The following is a 20,808-nucleotide window of genomic DNA, read 5'->3' as shown; positions in this document are numbered from 1 at the left end:
TCACTCCTTCGAGTGGCTGATGAGATGGCAAGGCACCGCGGGTTTTGAGGGGTGCCAGGCTGTTGCCGTGATCCCCGCTGACGCGGGGGTGGTCCGAAGTCGAACCCGTGGGCTTTGCGCGGCATGACTTGCTCCCCGCCGCTGCGGGGGTTTCCAGGGAGATCACGCGTCTCCCTCCAGATCGCCCTCGAGCTCGAGGTAGGTCGCTCGGAGCCGGTCCAGGGTCTCCTGGTCCGGCTCCGCCCAGAGCCCTCGGTCAGCCGCCTCCAGCAGGCGCTCGGTGATGCCCCTCAGCGCCCAGGGATTCGATCGCTTCATGAAGTCCTGGTTCTCCGGATCGAAGACGTACTCCGCGCTGAGCTTCTCGTACATCCAGTCGTCCACGACCCCGGCCGTGGCGTCGTACCCGAACAGGTAGTCCACGGTCGCCGCCATCTCGAAGGCACCCTTGTAGCCGTGCCGCCGCATCGCCGCCATCCAGCGCGGGTTGACCACGCGGGCGCGGAAAACCCGGTGCGTCTCCTCGCCCAGCGTCCGCGTCTTCACCTGATCCGGGGTCGCCGAATCCCCCACGTACGCCTCGGGGCTCGCCCCCGTCAGATGCCGCACCATCGCGACCATGCCGCCGTGGTACTGGAAATAGTCGTCCGCGTCGACAAGATCGTGTTCCCTCGTGTCGACGTTCTTCGCCGCCACCGCGATCCGCTTGAACGCCGTCTCCATGTCCCCCCGAGCCGCCCGCCCGTCGAGCCCCCGCCCGTACGCATAGCCGCCCCACACCGCGTACACCTCGGCCAGATCCGCATCCGACCGCCAGTTCCGCGCATCGATCAACGGCAGCAACCCCGCCCCGTAAGCCCCCGGCTTGGACCCGAAGATACGAGCCGTAGCCCGCCGCCGGTCCCCGTGCTCAGCGGCATCCTCGTCCACGTGCGCCCGCACGAAGTTCGACTCGGCCGGCTCATCCAGCGCGGCCACCGCCCGCACCGCGTCGTCGATCAGCCCGACCACGTGCGGGAACGCGTCCCGGAAGAACCCGGAGATCCGGACCGTGACATCGATGCGAGGCCGGCCCAGCTCCTCCACCGGCACGACCTCGAACCCGGTCACCCGCCTCGACGCGTCGTCCCACACCGGCCGGCACCCCAGCAGCGCCAGGATCTCGGCGATGTCGTCGCCCTGGGTGCGCATCGCGGACGTACCCCACACCGTCAGGCCGACCGACTTCGGATACTCCCCGGTGTCGGCCAGGTACCGCTGCACCAGCGAGTCGGCGAGCGACTGCCCGACCTCCCAACTCAGCCGGGACGGAATGGCCTTGGGATCGACGGAGTAGAAGTTGCGGCCGGTCGGCAGGACGTTGACCAGCCCACGGGTCGGCGAGCCGGACGGACCCGCCGGGACGTAACCGCCGTCCAGCGCCTTGAGGATGTGCCCGATCTCGTCGGTGGTCTTCTCCAGGCGCGGCACGACCTCGGCACAGGCGAACTCCACCACCCGGACGGCATCGGGGAGTTCGGTCCCCAGCACCTCACTCACCAGCGGCGCACTCTCGGCGACCGCCCAGCCGCGCTCCTCCATGCCCTCCGCGATCCGCCGGCACAACTGCTCCAGCAGGTCGATGGCATCGGCGGCCGTCCGGGCCGGACCCTCGACCAGCTCCGTCAGCTCCACCGGCACCTTCGCCGGCGCCCCCGGCTCGGCGAGCAACTCCTTCTCCACGAGCCCGAAATGACCCGCCAGACAGGCCCTGAGCCCCGGCAACGCGTTCGCCTGCCCGCCCCACACCTGCGAGGCGCGCAGCACGGCGAGCACCAGGTTGACGCGCGGCTCGCCGACCGGCCCGCCGCCCAGGATGTGCAGCCCGTCCCGGATCTGCACGTCCTTGATCTCGCACAGATAGCCGTCGATGTGCATGACGAACTCGTCGAACGCGTCGTCATCCGGCTGGTCGTCCACATGCAGGTCGTGGTGCAGCTCGGCCGCCTTGACCAGCGTCCAGATCTGCGCGCGCACGGCCGGCGCCTTGGTCGGGTCCAGGTCGGAGACGAGCGCGTACTCGTCGAGGAGCTGCTCCAGCTTGGCCAGGTCGCCGTAGGTGTCGGCACGGGCCATCGGCGGCACGAGGTGGTCGACGACCGTGGCGTGCCCGCGCCGCTTGGCCTGGGTGCCCTCACCGGGATCGTTGACGATGAAGGGGTAGACGAGCGGCAGATCACCCAGCACGGCGTCCGGTGCACAACCGCCGCTGAGCCCGAGCCCCTTGCCCGGCAGCCACTCCATCGTGCCGTGCTTGCCCATGTGCACGATGGCGTCCGCGCCGAACGAATGCTCCAGCCACCGGTACGCCGCCATGTAGTGGTGCGACGGCGGCATGTCGGGGTCGTGGTAGATCGCGATCGGGTTCTCCCCGAAGCCGCGCGGCGGCTGGATCATCACGACGACGTTCCCGAACTGGAGGGAGGCGAGCACGATGTCGTCCCCGTCGACGTACAGGCTGCCGGGCGGTTCGCCCCATGCCTCCAGCATCGAGTCCCGCAGCCCGGGGTCGAGCTTGTCGAACCAGGCCCGGTAGTCGGAGAGCGGCACGCGCGCGGGCGCGGAGGCCAGCTGCTCCTCCGTCAGCCACTCGACGTCGTGACCGCCGGCGTTGATGAGCCGGTGGATCAACTCGTCGCCGCCGGAGGGGTATTCGGTGACGCCGTACCCGGCGTCTAGCAGCGCGTCCAGCACCCGTACCGCCGAAGCGGGCGTGTCCAGTCCCACCGCGTTGCCGACGCGCGAGTGCTTGGTCGGGTAGGCGGTGAAGACGAGCGCGAGCTTCTTGTCGTGGTTCGGCTTGTGCCTCAACCGCGCGTGCCGTACGGCGATCCCGGCGACCCGCGCGGCCCGCTCCGGGTCGGCGACGTAGACCGGAACATCGTCCGGACCCTGCTCCTTGAAGGAGAAGGGAACCGTGATGAGCCGCCCGTCGAACTCCGGGATGGCGACCTGCATCGCCGCGTCCATGGGGGAGAGGGCGGCGCTGGACTCGTCCCAGGCGCTCTTGGACGACGTCAGGCAGAGCCCTTGCAGCACGGGGATGTCGAGGTCGGCCAGCGCTCCGATGTCCCAGGCCTCCTCGGCACCGCCCGCCGACGCCTGCGAGGCGTGCGTGCCGCCGGCGGCGAGGACGGTGGCGATCAGGGCGTCGGCCCGGCCGAGGATGTCGTACAGGCCTTCCTCGGCGCCGCGCAGCGAACCGCAGTAGACGGGAAGGGCGTTGGCGCCGTGCGCCTCGATCGCGTCGCACAGCGTGTCGATGAAGGCGGTGTTGCCGGACAGCTCGTGCGCACGGTAGAAGAGCACGCCGATGGTCGGGCGCCCCTCTTGCGGCGCGGGCGAGCCATGGACGCCGTACTCGGGCATCTTCCGCGGCTCGACGAACCCCTCGCCCGTCAGCAGCACGGTGTCCGAGAGGAAGCGGGACAATTCAGTCAGGTTCTCCGGGCCGCCCTCGACGAGATACCGCAGCGCCTCTGCCACGACCCCCGCGGGCACGGACGACTCGGCCATGAGCTCCGCGTCGGGCACGCTCTCCCCGCCGAGCAGCACGGTCGGAATCCCGGACGCCTTGAGGGCGGCGAGCCCGTCCTCCCAGGCGCGCTTGCCGCCCAGCAGCCGTACGACGGCGATGTCCGCGCCCTCGAGGAGCGCGGGCAGATCCGCCGCCACGTCCACCCGGGTCGGATTGCCGATCCGGAACGAGGCACCGGAGGCGGCACGCGCCGCCAGCAGGTCCGTGTCGGCGGTCGACAACAACAACACTGTGCTCATGCGGGCGCTCCCGGTGGAATGAAAGGCAGTCCTTGCGGCGCGCCCGACTCGATGAGCCGCCACAGCGCGTCCGTGTCCGCGTGCTGTTCGATCAGGTCGCCGAGCCGGTCGAGTTGCTCCTCGCGCAGCGCGGCGAACGACGTGTCGGCGGCCGGCACGAAACGGCGGCCCGCGGCGGCGGCCACCTCGCGCAGGAACGCCCGCCGGAACCCGTCCGACTCCAGTGAGCCGTGCCAGTGGGTGCCCCAACTCTGCCCGACCCGGCAGCCGTCCAGGAAGGGAAGTCCGCCGCTGATGTCGGCGACCCCGTGATGAATCTCGTACCCCTCGACGCGCTCGCCGAGGGCCTCGCCGACGGGCCGGGTGAGGGTCTTCTCGCGGGCGAACCGCACCCGGACGGGAAGGATCCCGAGCCCCTCCACACGACCCTGCCGGCTCTCGACCTCGTCCTCGATGTGCTCGCCGAGGATCTGGAAGCCACCGCAGACGCCGAGGACGGGCCTTTGCTCGGCGGCTCTGCGGACGAGGGCGTCGGCCAGCCCCCGCTCCCGCAGCCACTCCAGTGCGCGGACCGTACCCCGCGTCCCCGGAATCACCACCAGATCGGCGTCGGCCAGTTCCTCCGGCCGGTCCACGAACCGCACGACGACACCCGGTTCGGCGGCCAGCGCGTCCACGTCGGTGAAGTTGGACATGAGGGGAACGGCACAGACGGCGACCCGCAGCACGTCCTCGCCGACGGGCGGGGCGGTGTTCGACTCCCGCACCGTCCCCCGCAGAGACACGCGCAGCCCGTCCTCCTCGTCGATGCCGAGCCCGTGCCGGAAGGGCAGCACGCCGTACGTCCGCCGCCCGGTGAGCCCGTGCAGCATCTCCAACCCTGGTTCCAGCAGGCTGACATCCCCGCGGAACTTGTTGACCAGAAACCCGGCGACAAGTTCCTGGTCCTCGGGCGACAAGAGCGCGACGGTCCCGAAGAAGGAGGCGAACACCCCGCCGCGGTCGATGTCACCGACCACGAGCACGGGCAGCCGCGCATTGCGCGCCACGCCCATGTTCACGATGTCGGTCCGCCGCAGATTGATCTCGGCAGGACTGCCGGCCCCCTCACAGATCACCGCGTCATACGTGCCCCGCAATTCGGCGAGACAGTCGAGAACGGTCCCGAGCAGCCGCTGCTGCCGCCCGCCGTGATAGCCACGGGCACTCATCTCACCCACGGGCTTCCCCATGAGCACGACCTGACTGCTCTGCTCGCCCCCCGGCTTGAGCAGCACGGGATTCATCAGCGCGGTGGGCTCGACCCGGCAGGCCTGCGCCTGCATGGCCTGCGCCCGCCCGATCTCGGCGCCCTCCCGCGTCACGAACGAATTCAGGGACATGTTCTGCGCCTTGAAGGGAGCGACCTTGACCCCCTGCCGCACCAGCCACCGGCAGATCCCGGCGGTGACGACACTCTTGCCGGCGTCGGAGGTGGTACCGGCGACGAGGAGACCGCCGTTCATGAGGTACGCCCCTTCGTGAGAAGCCGTGCGGCCACGCACCCGCCGAGAGCGAGCCAACTGACGCGTTGCGAGAGTCGTACGGCCCGTTCGACATCCTTTGTGGTGACGGCGCGGCCCGCTCCGTTCAGCACCGGGCGATGCTCCACCCGCCCGCCGTACGACAACGTCCCGCCCAGCCGTACCCCGAGCGCCCCCGCGAACGACGCCTCCACGGGCCCGGCGTTGGGACTCGGATGCTTCGCCGCGTCCGCCCGCCAGGCCCGCACGGCCCCGCGCGGATCCGGACCCGCCACCGCGCTCAGTACGGCGGTCAGCCGCGCTCCCGGCCACCCGGCGAGGTCGTCGAGCCGGGCGGAGGCCCACCCGTACCGCCGATACCGGGGCGACTTGTGCCCGACCATGGCGTCAAGGGTGTTCACGGCCCGGAACCCGAGCAGCCCGGGTACGCCGGCTACGGCCCCCCACACCAGCGCCCCGACCACCGCATCGGACGTGTTCTCAGCAACGGACTCCACCACAGCCCGAGCGATCCCATCGGCATCAAGGGCCTGCGGATCCCGCCCGCACAACCGCGGCAGCCGCGCCCGGGCGGCCTCGATGTCCCCCGCCTCCAGCGCACCCCCGATGCCACGCGCCTCCCGGGCAAGCGAAGTCCCGCCCACGACGGCCCAGGTGGCGGCACCGGTCAGCGCGACGGAGGCGGCAGGGGACGTCCGTACGGCACGAGAGGCGACGGCGCCGAGCGCCATGGCACCACCCGCGCACACGAGGGCATGCAGCGCGCCCCACCCCCGGTGGTCCCGCCACAACACCCGCTCCACGGCACCCGCGGCCCGCCCGAACGCGGCGACCGGATGCCCGCGGCGTGGATCGCCGAGGAGCAGGTCACCGAGGAGGCCGGCGGCGGCGCCGTACGCGAAGACGCGATCGGCACGCATGGACTCAGCCGACCGCTGTCACAGACAGGGTGCTGGTGGTGAACCTCAACAGGCAGCCGCACATGGCGATATGTCCTCACTCAGGGTGTCCACGCCCTGGTTCGACGAGACCGGCGGCGAGAGTTCCTGGCTCCCGGGGCTTCCTACCCCGGTGACAGTGGCGGGACCGCGCCGGATTCGCACCGGCTTCCTCTCCTGCCGCCGTATTGGCTCCGGCAGTCCACCACGGGGTTGGAAGGGCCGTCAACTTGCTGTTGACCTGCGAGAGCGGAGTGTGCTGAGGCCCACATCGCTAGCACGGCGGGGCGGCCGACGGGACCTGCTTGAACGGAATTCCCCTCCACGGGCGGCATTCGACGAACCCGCTTGTGAACGCGGAACGTGAGCGCCTGCAATATCACCCATGCCTCATACGGGGGCGCGGTGGATGCGGGAGGGGACGCACGGTGGCGTACGTGGGCGAGATGCTCCTCGACGACGGTCAGATCGTGCTGCTGGAGGTGGCCGGGGACGGGCCGGCCGGGGTGCGGCGTGTGTCGCGCGGCGCAGTGGTCGCGGGTGCGGCCGAGACCCTCCAGCAGGCCCTCGCCCGAGTGCGGCCCGCGCTCGGCGCGGTGGTCGACGGCGCCCGCGCGTTGCCGAGACCGCCCGGATCGGTGACCGTCGAGTTCGGGATCACGCTCAGCGCGGAGGCGGGGGTCGTGGTGGCGCGGGGGGCGACCGAGGCGCACTTCACGGTGAGTATGCAGTGGGCGAATCCGGACGAGTCCGTCATCCCGGGGCAGCGTGATGGCGACGACCGCTCCTGATGACGAACTCCCGCGGGGTATCGCACGGTTCTGGAGCGCGGACGGGCAGGTCGCCGGCTGCGGCTTTCTGATCGCGGAGCGCACCCTGTGCACGTGCGCGCACGTCGTCGCGGACGCGCTCGGCACCGGCGAGGCGGACCCGGTGCCGCCCACCGCTCCCGTGGCCGTCGACTTCCCCCTGCTGACCCCGCCCTCCTCCCGGCTGAGGGCCACCGTGACCCAGTGGCGTCCGGTGACCGGAGACGGCGGCGGCGACATCGCTCTGCTGACCCTGAACGCGGCGGTGCCGGGGACCGCTCCGGTCCGGTTCGCGGGCGGTACGGCCGTGTGGGACCACCCGTTCCGGGTGCTGGGCTTCCCGTCCCGGACCGAGGACCACGGGGTGTGGGCGCACGGCCGGCTCCGGGCGCCCGTCGGCAAGGGCTGGACCTCCATGGAGTCCCACGGGACGGCCGTCGAACAGGGGTTCAGCGGAGCGCCGGTGTGGGACACCGAGCAGGGCGGGGTCGTCGGCATGACGGTGGCCGCGGACGTCGGCACCGGGGCGACGACTGCGTACCTGATCCCCGCCGCCCTGCTGCTCGGGCTCGACCCGTCGCTGCGGGTCTGCCCGTTCCGCGGCCTGGAACCCTTCCGGGAGCAGGACGCGGCGGTCTTCTACGCCCGCCGGGCGGACAGCGAACGCATCACCGCCGCTCTCCGCGACCACCCCTTCGTGCCGGTGGCCGGGGCGTCGGGAGTGGGCAAGTCCTCGCTGGTGCGCGCCGGCGTGCTGCCCCTGCTCCGCTCCGCGGGCCACACCGTCACGGACTTCGTCGGCCAGCCGGACACCGACCCCGTACGCACCCTGGCGGAGGCCCTCGGCGACCAGTTCCCTCCCGTACGGCACCTCGCACGACACCTCGGCGGCGACCCGGACGCGGCCACCCTGCTCGGCGCCCGCATCCTCGAACACGCCGGTACGGCAGGCCACGTCATCCTCCTCGACCAGTTCGAGGAGACGGTGGGTGCCCGCCCGGCCGACGCCCGGGCGCTGCTGGATGTGCTGCTCCCGATGGCCCGCGCCGTCCACCCGGCCGGCCGCCGTCTGTGCGTACTGGCGACCCTGCGCTCGGCCTCCCTGGAGGAACTCGTCACTGGAGGCCGTGCGGAGGCGCTCAGCGGGACGGTCCAGATGATCGCGCCGATGACGTCCGGACAACTGGACGAGGTGGTGCGGCGCCCGATCGACGCCATTCCCGGAGTGGAGTTCGAACCGGGCCTGGCCGAACTGGTCGTGGCCGAAGCGGGCGGCGAACCGGGCGCCCTGCCCCTGGTGGAGTTCGCGCTCGCGGAGCTGTGGGAGCGACAGGAGCACAGCCGTCTCACCCATGCGGCGTACCGGGAGATCGGCGGTGTCGAAGGAGCGCTGGCCCGGTACGCCGACCACCAGCTGGCCCAGGTCTGCAAGGCACCCGGCGGTCCGGAACCGGCCGTAGCCCGCCGCCTTTTCGAATGCCTGGTGCGCCCGGTGAAGGGCAGGGAGTACGCTCGCGCGGCTCGCGGCTTCGACCAGCTTTCGCCGGAACTCCGCACCACCGCCCAGGCGTTGGCGAACACCCGGCTCCTCGTCATCGCCCGTGACAGTTCCGGGAAGGAGACCGTCGCGCTGGCACACGAGGCGCTGGTGCGGCAGTGGCCGACCCTGCGGGACTGGCTGGACGCATCACGGGCGTTCCTGACCTGGCACGAGAAGCTGCGCGGGCGGCTGCGGGAGTGGGAGGAGGCGGACCAGCACCCGGACCTGCTGCTGCGCGGCCGGGAGCTGTCGGCCGCGCGGACGTCGGCTGCGCTGCGGCCAGCCGAACTCTCCACCGCTGAAACGGAGTTCATCCGCCTCAGCCGACAGCACCGCCGTCGCTCGGTGCGGCGGGGCCGTACGGGGGTCGCTCTGGTCGCGTGTCTGGCGCTGCTGGCCGGTTCACTCGGCTATTTCCTGTACGGCCTGCAGCGCGACGAGAACCAGGACAAGAAGAACGAGGCCGCGAGGGCGCTGGTCGAATACGCCGCCGACCGGGCGCTCGACGAACCCGTCGACGCCGCGCTGTTGGCCGCGGCGGCGCATCACACGAGTGATCTGCCGGAGACGGAGGCGGCGTTGATGCGGCATGCGTGGCCGTTGAGCTCGCTGGTGTCCGTCCATCGGATCCTTCCGGAAGGGGAGGTGAGGGGGGTCGCCGCAGCCGCGGACGGTCGGGTGATGGCGGTGCTGAAAGCCCGCCCGCGCGGGACGCGGGCGTATGTCGTGACGGGATTGGACCGAGGAGCTCCGAAGGCCCGGGAACTGCCCCGGCCCCCGGTATCGATGGACTCCGTGGCCGTCAGTGACGACGGGACGAAGGTCGCCGCGGCGGCGGGATACGGGGATGTGCGGGTATGGCACATCGAGAACGGGGAGCCGGAAAAGAAGCCCCTGTCGTGGAAGTGGGGGAAGGGCGACTTCGCGGATATCACCGACAAGCTGGACTTCTCGGCGGACGGGACCTGGCTGTTGCATCACGTCGAATCGTCCATCGTCCCCTCGGTGTGCGAGGGGACCGACCTGAAGCCCTGGGTGCGCGCGGTGAAGGTCGAACCGAAGGCCATGAAAGGACAGGGAATGTCGCCGCCCGACGAGGTGATGGAGGCGGGGGAATGCTTGTCAGATATCGGCCTGCGATCCGCGGAGCCTGATCATCTGACAGTGGTGGCCGACAACGTGACGACGGATCGGAGTGGCGACACGGAGACGACTTACGCGGTTCGTTCGGTGGAGCTGTCGACAGGACGGATCGACAAGGAGCAGTGGGACTTGGGTGGCGCGACGCTCGGTGCCGGTGGCCGAGTCATGGGGACGAAGGCGAGGAACGGGCTGCTGTGGCAGTCCCGACTGCCCGCTTCGGACAACCGGAAGTCCAAGGGGCAGTGGTCCGAGGAATTCAGTACCGACGCCACCGGTCGGTACCTGACCATGGATGCCGGCAACATCAACATGGACGGTGACCCCGACGCGCTGCGGCTGGTCATGCAGGACCCGATTACTGGCCTGCGCCGTTCAGCGGTCCTTCCCTGGGGCACCGCCGACGGCGAAGGCACGGTGATGACACACGTGGGCAAGAAAGTTCTCGCCCATGCGGTACTCGGCCGTGACGTGCTGGCGTTCGATATGCGTAGGACGGTCTACCCGCTCGGGTGGGGAGGATCCACCGGCACCTCTGCGGTGGACCGTCTCGCCCGGGGCACCATGCTTGTGGCCCTGACCAGCATCCAGATCGAAGAAGGGGAAGAGGAAGCCGTCTACGAGGCGGTTCTCGACGAGCGGGGTCGCCGGATCCACAAAGCGGACTCAGACCGGTTGAGCGACGTTGTCGTCAGCGAGGACGGCTTGAGCTTCGTCGAGTGGAGCGAATACGGCTGGAATCTGCGCACCACGGCCGATTTCACGTCCAAGAACGAGAAATCACCGTCTTCCGCGAGCGACACGCCGAGACCCGACAGTGACATGAGCATCAAGTCCGTACAGCGCTTCGGAAAGAAGGATTTCCTGTTGCTCGATGGCAAGGGACTGGCCCGGATCGACGGTGCGACAGGCGATGTCCGGCGCTTGGACAACGGGAGTTGCGCGTGGACCTCGGCGACGAGTTACCGCGCGTGCGTCACGGCTGTGGGGCGCCCGGACCATCCCGCGCAGTTCCTCGTGTTGAGGGCCGACGGAACCGCGGAGCTGCGGGAACTGCGGCGCGACGGCAGCGTGAAGAAGATCGACGAGAAGGTCTTCAGCCCCTTGGCGGAGTACACGGCGACAGGACGAGCGGCGGTGTTCCGGTCTGACGGACGCGCGGTCGCGGTGACCACCGAGGCAGGCGTCTCAGTGTGGCGGATCGGAGAGAAGGAACCCACGCCCGTCACGAACGAAATCGCGGGGGTGTATGCCTACGACGAGCAGGGCTTCCTCGTACTGTCCTCGGACGACGGCAAGGCCCAGCTCTGGAAGGACAGCGGAGGCGACCCGGTCAAGCTCTACGCCTCCGACTTCGCCTGGACATGGGGCTTCGACGGGCATCTCCTTCGGGGCGAGACCCCCCTGGGCCCCGTCACCTACGACCTCGACCACGTCGCAGGCCGTACCACCGCCGCCGAGGTCTGCGGGCTGCTTCCCCCGCTCCCTCCGGGCGCCTGGACATCCCTCCTGACCACGCTCAAGTTCCCACCGGACGCGGAAAAGAGCCCGCCCTGCCCGCACCACCCGTGAGGCGGCCGAGCAGAACGGGCGAGGAAATGCGCGCGAGCCCTCAGGCCACGATCAAGTAGATCCCGTACCCCACCGCCGCCGCACACGCGGCGAAGCACGCGTACGCGCCCGTGACCGCGAAGGCCGCGGAGCCGCCCCGCGCCGCCGCCCGCTCCTGGCGGGACAGCCCCACGATGCCGAGCGTGAACACGGCCACCAGGCCCACGGTGACCACGAGGCTGACGCCGAAGACGGAGCCGAGAGCTGCCCAGTCGATCTTCATGTCGCTTCTTCCTTGAGTAGCTGAGTGGCTGAGTAGCTGAGTGGCTGAGTGGCTGAGTAACTGGGTGCTGGGGTTCAGACGGTGGCCTGTGAAGGCGTCGGGTCGTTGGTCGCGGACGACGAGGCCGGGATCGTGGCCATGAGGTCCTCGGCCGCCGTGCCGGCGGGCGGCGGCGGCGTCACGGTGGCGATCGCCGCGGTCACCACGCCGGCCGGCGCCGCGGTCTCGCCCGGCTCGTTGACGTTCGAGGCGTCCACGACCTCGCGCCGGGAGAGCTTCCAGATGGCCACGCTGGAGCCGATCAGGAAGACGGCGACCAGGGCCGTGCCCCATGTGCCGAAGCCCGTCACGTACTCCGCCAGCGCGCCGACCAGTGCCGCGGCGGGCAGGGTCAGGCCCCAGGCCACGAACATGCGGGTCGCCGTGGACCAGCGGACCACACCGCCCTTGCGGCCCAGGCCCGCGCCCATCACCGAACCGGAGACCGAGTGCGTGGTGGAGAGGGAGAAGCCGAGGTGGGAGGAGGCCAGGATGACCGTCGCCGCGCTGGTCTGGGCGGCGAAGCCCTGCTGCGGTTGGAGCTCGGTCAGGCCCTTGCCCATGGTGCGGATGATGCGCCAGCCGCCGAGGTAGGTGCCGAGCGCGATGGCCAGGCCCGCCGAGAGGATGACCCAGGTGGGCGGGTCGGAGTCGGGGGCGACGGCGCCGCCGGCGACCAGGGCGAGGGTGATGATGCCCATCGTCTTCTGCGCGTCGTTGGTGCCGTGGGCCAGGGAGACCAGTCCGGCGGAGGCGATCTGGCCGGTGCGGTAGCCCTTCGCGGCGGCCTTGCCGTCGGCCTTCTTGCCGAGGGAGTAGGACAGGCGGGTGGCGAACATCGCCGCCAGGCCCGCGACCAGCGGGGCCGCGATCGCCGGGATCAGCACCTTGGTGACCAGGGCGTCACCGTGCACCGCGCCCATACCGGCCGAGGCGATGGTGGCGCCGATCAGACCGCCCATGAGGGCGTGCGAGGAACTGGACGGAAGCCCGACCAGCCAGGTCAGCAGGTTCCAGAGGATCGCGCCGACCAGGGCGGCGAAAATGACCTCGGGACGGATGCCGGTCTCATCGACGAGACCCTTGGAGATCGTGTTGGCGACCTCCACGGAGAGGAAGGCGCCTACAAGGTTCAGTACGGCGGACATGGCCACCGCGACCTTGGGCTTGAGGGCACCGGTCGAGATGGTGGTGGCCATCGCGTTGGCGGTGTCGTGGAAACCGTTCGTGAAATCGAACGCGAGTGCGGTTACGACCACAATCGCGAGGATCAGCGAGAAGTTTTCCATTTACCCAGGCAATCGTTCGAGGTCATTGGCCGGACGAACGTAGGTAACCTGAGTGAACGGAAGATGAACTGGGGCAGGCCGCACGGTGTCCGGAGTCGACGGTTCTGGCACCGCTGTACCCCGCCCGCTCCGTGCGGCCCGGGCGCCGCACGACTAGTGCCCCCTGGCGAACTTCCTCAGCTGGGTCATCGACCCGTTGTAGAGATTCTGGTCACCCGGCAGACTGCCGCTGCCGTTGTCGTGTTGCCAGAGCGTCCAGAACGACCACCCGGCCGGCAGCGCACCCGCGTCCGCCGAGTCGTAACGGGCCACCCACAGCGCGTGGTTCGAGGCGAAGGCGCGGCTGCCGCCGGTGCAGGTGTTCCACCAGTGGGCGGTCGTGTAGATGACCGGTCTGCGGCCGGTGAGCCGCTTGGCCTCGTCGCTGAACGACTTGATCCAGCTGACCATGTTCGCCTTGCTCAGGCCGTAGCACTTCTTCTCGCCGTACGGGTTGTACTCGATGTCGAGCGCGGGCGGCAGCGTCCAGCCGTCGGCACTCCAACTGCCGCCGTTGCGCACGAAATGCGAGGCCTGGGCCTTGCCCGACGACCTGTTCGGCAGCGCGAAGTGGTACGCCCCGCGGATGATGCCCACGTCGCGCGCCCCGTTGTACTGCTGGCCGAAGTACGGGTTGCGGTAGGTGGTGGACTCGGTCGCCTTGATGTAGACGAACCTGGCGCCCTTGGACTTGGCCTTGCGCCAGTCGACGTTCTTCTGGTGGGAAGAGACGTCGTGTCCTTTCGGCCGGCTCGCCGCCGAGGCCGGCGTCTCGGTGAGCGCCAGCCCCCCGACAAAGAGCGCCGCCACGGAGGCCGCCAGGGCGCGGCTGCGGCGACGGGACGGTGTGCGATCACGGGCCATATGTCCCCCCGGAATGGCGACGTGCACGACAAATCCACCAGAGATTACTGGAAGATCATCGAATCCTCGGCGATCTCCGGCCAAGCGATCGAAGAAGGCTATGTATGCCCATATGCGCTCTTCCGGAAGCTGGGGTTCCGGCCTAAAGTGCCCCGGCCCGGGGGCGGGTTGACGCCATGCCTGGCAGGATCACCGCATGACCGAGCAGCAGCGGGACCCACGGGGCGCACGGGGTGACCAGGAGGGCGCACAGGTGCGCCCCGAGCCGTCGGGGAGGAGCGTGCGCGCCGAGGAGGCGGACGCCTGGGAGGCGCTCGTCGCGACGGCCCGCCGCACCGTGTCCGAGGGACTGGTCGTCGGCACCTCCGGCAACGTCTCGGTGCGCGTCGGGGACACCGTCCTGGTCACGCCGTCGGGCGTGCCCTACGACCGGCTCGCGCCGAAGGACGTGACCGGCGTCGACCTCGACGGCCGGCAGGTCCTCGGCACCCTCGGCCCCACGAGCGAACTGCCCATGCATCTCGCCGTCTACCGCACCACCGACGCCCTCGCCGTCGTCCACACCCACGCCGTGCACGCCACGGCCGTCTCGACGCTCGTCCCCGAGCTCCCGTTGATCCACTACATGGCCGGCGCGCTCGGCGGCCCCGTCCGAGTTGCGCCGTATGCCACATACGGCACCGACGAGTTGGCCGAGAACATGCTCCACGCCCTCGCCGACCGCTCCGGCTGCCTCCTCCAGAACCACGGCACCCTCACCTACGGCGCCACCCTGGACCAGGCCTACGACCGCACGGCCCAGCTGGAGTGGATGTGCCGCCTGTGGCTGACGGCGTCCTCGGTACCGGGCCTGACTCCGACCCTGCTGTCCGAAGAGCAGCTGGCGCAGGCGGCGGAGCGGCTGCGGGGGTATGGGCAGCGGGAGTAAGCGGGGGTAGTCGACAGGGCGCGTCACTCCGGGCCGTCCTCCCGCTGGCCGCCACCCCGTTCCGCCAGGACACTGGACGCGTGCGCACTGTCAAAGCAACGGCCGCCGCCGCCACCGCAGCCCTGGCCGCCGGCGCGGCCGGTATCGCCGTCGGCCGGCTCGCCAGCGACGCCGCGCTCAAGGCACCGCCGGGCCGGCCCCTGCCCACCGAACCCCGCCTCACCGTGCACGCGACGGCCGCCGGGCGCATCGCCCTCAGCCGTGACCTGGCCGCCCTGCGCCCCGGCACCTACGGCCTCCGCGGTGACGACTCGCACGCGGTCGTCGGCCCCGTCCTCGGGACGGAGCCCCACTCCGCCGACACCGTCGTCCGCCGCCTGGAACGCGTCACGCACGGCACCCTGAAACCCGGCGACAAGGTCTGGCTCACCCCGAACGTGCACGCCGGCAACCCCAGCACCGCCCTCGGCCTGGACCACGCCGACATGGACATCCCCGGCGAACTGGGCACCCTGCCCGCCTGGTTCCTGCCCGGCACGCGCGACACCTGGGTGATCACGGTGCACGGCCTGGGCGCCACCCGCGAACACCCCCTGAACATCATGGAGTTCCTGCACCGCCAGCGCTTCCCGGTGCTCGCCCTCGCCTACCGCGGCGACCACGGCGCCCCGCGCCCGCCGGACGGCCTGAACCACCTCGGCGAGACCGAGTGGCGCGACCTGGACGCGGCGATCCGCCATGCCGTCCGCCACGGCGCCCGGCAGGTCATCCTGCACGGCTGGTCCACCGGCGCCACCATGGCGCTGCGCGCCGCCGAGCACTCGGGGCTGCACGAGCGGATCTCGGGACTCGTCCTGGACTCCCCGGTCCTCAGCTGGGAGACCACGCTGCGCGCCCTCGTCTCGGCCCGCCGCACACCGGGCGTCCTGCTGCCGCTCGCGGTGCGCGCCGCGCAGGGCCGCACCGGCATGTACGGCGACCGCCTCGCCGCCGCCGGCACCGCCGGCCCCGATCTGCCCCTGGCGCCGACCCTGATCTTCCACGGCCCGGACGACAGGGTGGCCCCCTGGGACCATTCCCGCCGCTTCGCCGCCGACCACCCCGGCCGGGTGACCCTGCACACGGTCCGCCACGCCCCCCACGCGGCCATGTGGAACGCCGACCCGAAGGACTACGAAGAAAAGCTGCGCCGCTTCCTGACTCCGCTGATGTGACACGACCTCCTCAGCACTGTGGCAAGCACTGTGGCACTCGCAGTGGCAACGGTGCTCGGCCACGATGCCCGTCCTCCTCTTGCGGTCCCACAGATTCCGTTTAACGCCGTACCACTGGCTTGATCTCGGCCAACAGCCTTTCGTGCGGGCCCGGCGTCGGTTCCCCCGTCGCCCGCCGTGCCATTCCGTTTGGGTTTTCGGACCGTCAACCGGAAGACTGCACCCGTGACGTCCCGTATCCCGCGCGACTCCAGGCTTCGACTCGTCCGTCCGCGACCCCTGGCCGCCGCCCCCACAGCTGTGAACCAACGCCGCCCGCCCCGCCCCGCACCGCGCCCCCCGGAGGGCACCCCGGCCCGCGCGGAGCTGGCCAGAATGGCGCGCTCCGGTCTTGCCGCCGCGGCCCGCGTCGCCCACTGGGCCGACGCCGCCCTCCGCCCCGGCCGGGACGGCGCGAGCCCCGACGGCAAGGGCGCCCTCTCCGACGGAACCGCCGAACAGGCCGCCGCCGACCTGGGCCTGACCCCGGCTCAGATCCGCGCCGACTGGGACACCGCCCGCCTCGCCGGACTCATCGAGGTGCACGGCGACACCGCCCGCCCCGGCTGGCGGCTGCGCGCCTGGAACCGCGACGACAGCGCCGTACTGCGCGGCTGGGTCGCCCTCTTCGACGCCTGGTCGATCGCCTCCCCGGAGCCCGCCGACCACGAGCCGGCCGCCGTCGCCGAGGTCGTCTCGGCCATGCCGCAGGTGCTCTCCTTCCTCCAGCTGTCCGCCGGACCCGTCCCCGTCGAGCAGCTCCTCGACCTCCTGGAACAGCGGGTCACCGAACTGCGCACCGAGCGCTGCGAAATCCCGTACGGCCCGCAGCCCGAACCGGTACGCCGCGAGCCGGCGCAGCCCGACCCCGCAGACGCCCCCCTCGCACCCCTCGCCCCCCTCTTCGAATGGGCCCTGCGTGCCGTGGCGTCCGTCGGCGCGCTCACCTACGGCGGCGGACAGGCCACGCTCACCCCGCTCGGCAGCTGGGCGGTCTGGGTCAAGCTGGAGCAGATCTGCGTCGCCGCCCAGAGCCCCGCCGGGAACATCGAGCAGGCGGCCGAGGACATGCTCCGCGGCTGCGCGCAGCTGCGCCCGAACGCGGCCCGCGCCGAGTACCGCGCCTGGCTCGCCGCCCGCCCCGTCGGCAGCGCCGTCACCGAACTCCTGGCCGCCGCCCGCGGTGAGGACGCCCTGCTGCGCGGCCTCGCCTTCGAGGCGCTGCGCGTCGTCGGCGCCCCCGCCGAGCCCGACGTCCGCTCCGTGGCCGACGAGCCGACGCTGCGGCCGTACGCCCTGCTGTGGCTCGCCGAGCACGACGGGTACGACGCGGAGGACGCCCACGAGGTCCTCACCCGGGAAGAGGCCACGTGGCTGTGGGTCGACACCGCCGCCGCCGTCGCCGACCACGGCGAGGCCCCGATGCTCGTACGGCACCTGGAGTCCGCCGTGCAGCCGACCGTCCCCGCGCTGCTCGACGAGGTGCGCGCCGTCGGTCACCCCCGCACCGTGCAGGTCCTGGTCGCGCTCGCCGCCGCGCACCCGGACCCGGCCCTGGCCAAGGCCGTGCGCCGCGCCGCCTTCCAGGTGCACACCGGGGGCAGTTGAGCGCCCGGCCCTCAGCTTCCTATCTCGGGGGCGTAGGTGCCGAAGCTCCAGATGTTGCCCTCGGCATCCCGGGCCATGTAGTCCCTGGAGCCGTAGTCCTGATCCGTCGGGGGCATCAGGATCTCCGCGCCGTGGTCGACGGCGCGCTGGTGGTGTGCGTCGACGTCGTCCACCACCACGTACACCCCGGCCGGGCCCGCGTCCTTCATCGCCGTGTCGAAGACGCCGCCGCTGCCCTTGGAGCCGAGCATCACCCCGCCGTTGCCCTGCACCAGCTCGGCGTGCAGGACCGCGCCGTCCTCGCCCTCGTACACCGAGAGTTCCGTGAAGCCGAAGGCCTCGGTGAGCTGCCGGATCGCCGTCTTCGCGTCCGCGTACACCAGGGTCGGGAAGATGCTGGGACGCCCGCCGCTCGTGCCTGCCATACCGATCACTCCCTTGTGATCACCGCCGGAAATATCACCTGCTGCCCAGTCTCGCAGCGACCACTGACAACGGCCCGCGGACCGTGCCTCGCCCCGCGGCGGAAGGGGCCGCACCCCCGGAACCGCTTCTGGATCCCGCACCATTCCGCACCCGGGCGGAACACCGGCCGCTCACCCGAACGAGGGATCACGGACGACGGCCTCGTCACCGACACCGCAAGGGCCGCGCCCTCGAGCCCGGGCAGTGCCGTACGTCACGGCGCGGCACCGTTCCCCGCCCGGCCCCGCGCACCGGCGGAAGCGGAAGCGGCCTCGACCGCCCAGCTCATCGCCCTCGACGGCCCGGCCCGGAGCACCCGGCACCGCACGCCTCTCGGCAACGACATCCCCGCCAGGCGTCCCGAACACCCGAACGCAGAAAAAGTGGTTGCACGGCCCCGTTAGACTGGCCCCATGGCCATTCTCCTCGCGCATTAGACGGCGGGAACGTCCTCAGCCGCCCCTTCCCGTCATCCCATCCGCCCTGGAGTCTGTCCGTGATCTCCGCCTCCGGTATCGAGCTGCGCGCCGGTTCCCGCATCCTCATCGAGTCCGCCACCTTCCGCATCACCAAGGGCGACCGCATCGGCCTGGTCGGTCGCAACGGCGCCGGCAAGACCACCCTCACCAAATGCCTCGCCGGCGAGGGCATCCCCGCGGGCGGCACCATCACCCGCTCCGGCGAGGTCGGCTACCTCCCGCAGGACCCCCGCACCGGCGACCTCGACGTGCTCGCCGGCGACCGCATCCTCTCCGCGCGCGGACTGGACACCCTCATCCGCAAGATGCGGGAGAACGAGCAGCGCATCGCGAACGGCTCGGGCGCCACCCGGGAGAAGGCGCTGCGGCAGTACGAGCGCCAGGAGACCGAGTTCCTCACCAAGGGCGGGTACTCCGCCGAGGCCGAGGCCGCCACCATCGCCGCCGCGCTGAATCTGCCCGACCGCGTGCTCGGCCAGCCCCTCCATACGCTCTCCGGCGGTCAGCGCCGCCGTATCGAGCTGGCCCGCATCCTGTTCTCCGACGCGGACACCCTGCTCCTGGACGAGCCGACGAACCACCTCGACGCCGACTCGATCGTCTGGCTGCGCGACTACCTGAAGACCTACCGCGGCGGCTTCATCGTGATCTCCCACGACGAAGACCTCGTCAAGACGGTCGTCAACAAGGTCTTCTACCTGGACGCCAACCGCTCCCAGATCGACGTCTACAACATGGGCTGGAAGCTCTACCAGCAGCAGCGCGAGGCCGACGAGAAGCGCCGCAAGCGCGAGCGCCAGAACGCCGAGAAGAAGGCCGCCGCGCTGCACACGCAGGCCGACAAGATGCGCGCCAAGGCCACCAAGACCGTCGCCGCGCAGAACATGGCCAAGCGTGCCGACCGGCTGCTCGCCGGCCTCGAAGCGGTACGGGTCTCCGACAAGGTCGCCAAGCTGCGCTTCCCCGAGCCCGCGCCCTGCGGCAAGACGCCGCTCACGGCCGAGGGCCTGTCGAAGTCGTACGGGTCGCTGGAGATCTTCACCGGCGTCGACCTGGCCATCGACAAGGGCTCCCGCGTGGTCATCCTCGGTCTCAACGGCGCCGGCAAGACCACCCTGCTGCGGCTCCTCGGCGGCGTGGAGACGCCCGACACCGGCGAGGTCGTGCAGGGCCACGGTCTCAAGCTCGGCTACTACGCGCAGGAGCACGAGACCCTCGACCCGGAGCGCACGGTCCTGGAGAACATGCGCTCCGCCAATCCCGACCTGGACCTGGTCGAGGTTCGCAAGACGCTCGGCTCGTTCCTGTTCTCCGGCGACGACGTCGACAAGCCGGCCGGTGTCCTCTCCGGCGGCGAGAAGACCCGCCTGGCGCTGGCGACCCTGGTGGTGTCGTCGGCGAACGTCCTGCTCCTTGACGAGCCGACCAACAACCTCGACCCCGCCAGCCGTGAGGAGATCCTCGGCGCGCTGCGCACCTACAAGGGCGCGGTCGTCCTGGTCACCCACGACGAGGGCGCCGTCGAGGCGCTCCAGCCGGAGCGGATCATCCTGCTGCCGGACGGCGTCGAGGACCTGTGGGGCGCGGACTACGCGGACCTCGTCGCCCTCGCCTGAGGGTCGGCTGGGGGTCAGCTGAGGGTCAGCGCCGCTTGATCGAAGGCGTGATCCACTGCGTATGGATCATTCGGCCCATCGGTGATCCATCATCTGTGTGAGATCTCCTCGTACCGAGGTGTGTCCTACATCGATTTCACGGCCGAGCCCTTTACCCACCGGGGCTCGGCCGTCGCGCGTCCCTGACCTGGCACTTCGCGGAAGAACCCGTTCGGCGGTACGAACGCCAACGCGTGGAATTGCAGATTCCGTATGTGGGGACGCGCCCCTGTCGTCAAAACCGTCTCTCACGGACCTTGCCGAATGGGTGGCCATGAAGCCCGAGAGGGGTGATCATGAGGAGACCAGAGCGCACTTCCCATGAGGAGGCACGGGTGGCCGAGACTCTGAAGAAGGGCAGCCGGGTAACCGGCGCCGCGCGCGACAAGCTCGCGGCAGACCTGAAGAAGAAGTACGACTCCGGTGCGAGCATTCGGGCACTGGCCGAGGAAACCGGCCGCTCGTATGGCTTCGTCCACCGGATGCTCAGCGAGTCGGGCGTCACGCTTCGTGGGCGTGGCGGGGCGACGCGTGGCAAGAAGGCCGCCTCGTCCTGAACCCGGGCGGCCCGTCTCTTCGATGGTGACCA

At 70.8% G+C, this 20,808-nt stretch carries 14 protein-coding genes and 1 riboswitch; of the genes, 7 read left to right on the top strand and 7 right to left on the bottom strand.

Translation table 11 applies throughout. The features are described from left to right. Positions 1-162: 162 nt before the first annotated feature. From cobN to AB0I77_RS11140, 3 genes are read right to left on the bottom strand one after another with little or no spacing between them, the layout of a single operon-like run. The gene (gene cobN / locus AB0I77_RS11150; RefSeq protein ID WP_363282169.1) at positions 163-3,816 is read right to left on the bottom strand and encodes a cobaltochelatase subunit CobN; all 3,654 of its coding nucleotides are present in this window, start codon (positions 3,814-3,816) and stop codon (positions 163-165) included. Next, on the bottom strand, positions 3,813-5,321 hold the full coding sequence (locus AB0I77_RS11145) for a cobyric acid synthase (RefSeq protein WP_363282168.1): 1,509 nt from the start codon (positions 5,319-5,321) through the stop codon (positions 3,813-3,815). The genes cobN and AB0I77_RS11145 overlap by 4 nt, the downstream gene beginning before the upstream one ends. Beyond that, positions 5,318-6,259 (bottom strand): cobalamin biosynthesis protein, encoded by a 942-nt coding sequence (locus tag AB0I77_RS11140; protein ID WP_363282167.1) that lies wholly within the window; start codon positions 6,257-6,259, stop codon positions 5,318-5,320. Before AB0I77_RS11140 ends, AB0I77_RS11145 begins: the two co-directional genes overlap by 4 nt. Before the next feature lie 97 nt (positions 6,260-6,356). Next, a riboswitch (cobalamin riboswitch) is annotated at positions 6,357-6,499 on the bottom strand. Between the two features lie 224 nt (positions 6,500-6,723). Between AB0I77_RS11140 and AB0I77_RS11135 the strand changes: the two genes are divergently transcribed. Next, entirely contained in the window at positions 6,724-7,068 is a 345-nt protein-coding gene (locus AB0I77_RS11135) for a CU044_2847 family protein (protein ID WP_363282398.1), read from the top strand. Further along, positions 7,049-11,338 carry a serine protease gene (locus AB0I77_RS11130; protein WP_363282166.1) on the top strand — a complete coding sequence of 1,430 codons (4,290 nt, stop codon included), beginning with the start codon at positions 7,049-7,051 and terminating at the stop codon, positions 11,336-11,338. The genes AB0I77_RS11135 and AB0I77_RS11130 overlap by 20 nt, the downstream gene beginning before the upstream one ends. Positions 11,339-11,378: 40 nt before the next feature. Here AB0I77_RS11130 and AB0I77_RS11125 read toward each other — a convergent pair whose 3' ends face one another. The 3 genes from AB0I77_RS11125 to AB0I77_RS11115 form a co-directional block, all read right to left on the bottom strand. Then, positions 11,379-11,600 (bottom strand): hypothetical protein, encoded by a 222-nt coding sequence (locus tag AB0I77_RS11125; RefSeq protein WP_363282165.1) that lies wholly within the window; start codon positions 11,598-11,600, stop codon positions 11,379-11,381. Between the two features lie 74 nt (positions 11,601-11,674). Next, positions 11,675-12,928, bottom strand: coding sequence for an inorganic phosphate transporter (locus AB0I77_RS11120; protein WP_363282164.1), 1,254 nt, complete (start codon positions 12,926-12,928; stop codon positions 11,675-11,677). Between the two features lie 153 nt (positions 12,929-13,081). Next, positions 13,082-13,831 (bottom strand): lysozyme, encoded by a 750-nt coding sequence (locus tag AB0I77_RS11115; protein ID WP_363282162.1) that lies wholly within the window; start codon positions 13,829-13,831, stop codon positions 13,082-13,084. Between the two features lie 196 nt (positions 13,832-14,027). On the opposite strand from AB0I77_RS11115, the gene AB0I77_RS11110 reads away from it, so the two are divergent. The 3 genes from AB0I77_RS11110 to AB0I77_RS11100 all read left to right on the top strand — a co-directional run bounded on the left by AB0I77_RS11110 (position 14,028) and on the right by AB0I77_RS11100 (position 17,620). Continuing rightward, positions 14,028-14,759 (top strand): class II aldolase/adducin family protein, encoded by a 732-nt coding sequence (locus AB0I77_RS11110; RefSeq protein WP_363282161.1) that lies wholly within the window; start codon positions 14,028-14,030, stop codon positions 14,757-14,759. An 80-nt stretch (positions 14,760-14,839) separates the two neighbouring features. Then, on the top strand, positions 14,840-15,973 hold the full coding sequence (locus AB0I77_RS11105; protein WP_363282159.1) for an alpha/beta fold hydrolase: 1,134 nt from the start codon (positions 14,840-14,842) through the stop codon (positions 15,971-15,973). A gap of 225 nt (positions 15,974-16,198) precedes the next feature. Continuing rightward, on the top strand, positions 16,199-17,620 hold the full coding sequence (locus tag AB0I77_RS11100) for a hypothetical protein (protein ID WP_363282157.1): 1,422 nt from the start codon (positions 16,199-16,201) through the stop codon (positions 17,618-17,620). Positions 17,621-17,631: 11 nt separating this feature from the next. Here the strand turns inward: AB0I77_RS11100 and AB0I77_RS11095 are convergent, their stop codons facing one another. Continuing rightward, the gene (locus AB0I77_RS11095; RefSeq protein WP_363282156.1) at positions 17,632-18,045 is read right to left on the bottom strand and encodes a VOC family protein; all 414 of its coding nucleotides are present in this window, start codon (positions 18,043-18,045) and stop codon (positions 17,632-17,634) included. 536 nt (positions 18,046-18,581) lie between these two features. Here AB0I77_RS11095 and AB0I77_RS11090 point away from each other — a divergent pair. Both AB0I77_RS11090 and AB0I77_RS11085 read left to right on the top strand, forming a co-directional pair. Continuing rightward, complete coding sequence (locus AB0I77_RS11090) at positions 18,582-20,180, top strand: ABC-F family ATP-binding cassette domain-containing protein (RefSeq protein ID WP_363282155.1); 1,599 nt, start codon at positions 18,582-18,584, stop codon at positions 20,178-20,180. A 374-nt stretch (positions 20,181-20,554) separates the two neighbouring features. Next, positions 20,555-20,776: a helix-turn-helix domain-containing protein gene (locus AB0I77_RS11085; protein WP_004002281.1), complete on the top strand. Its 222-nt coding sequence runs from the start codon at positions 20,555-20,557 to the stop codon at positions 20,774-20,776. Positions 20,777-20,808 lie beyond the last annotated feature (32 nt).

Origin of the sequence: Streptomyces sp. NPDC050619 (assembly GCF_040654815.1) — a bacterium.
In the GTDB taxonomy this organism is placed as follows: domain Bacteria; phylum Actinomycetota; class Actinomycetes; order Streptomycetales; family Streptomycetaceae; genus Streptomyces.
The sequence above is the reverse complement of the archived record's forward strand: the minus strand, read 5'-3'. Positions and strand labels throughout refer to the sequence as shown.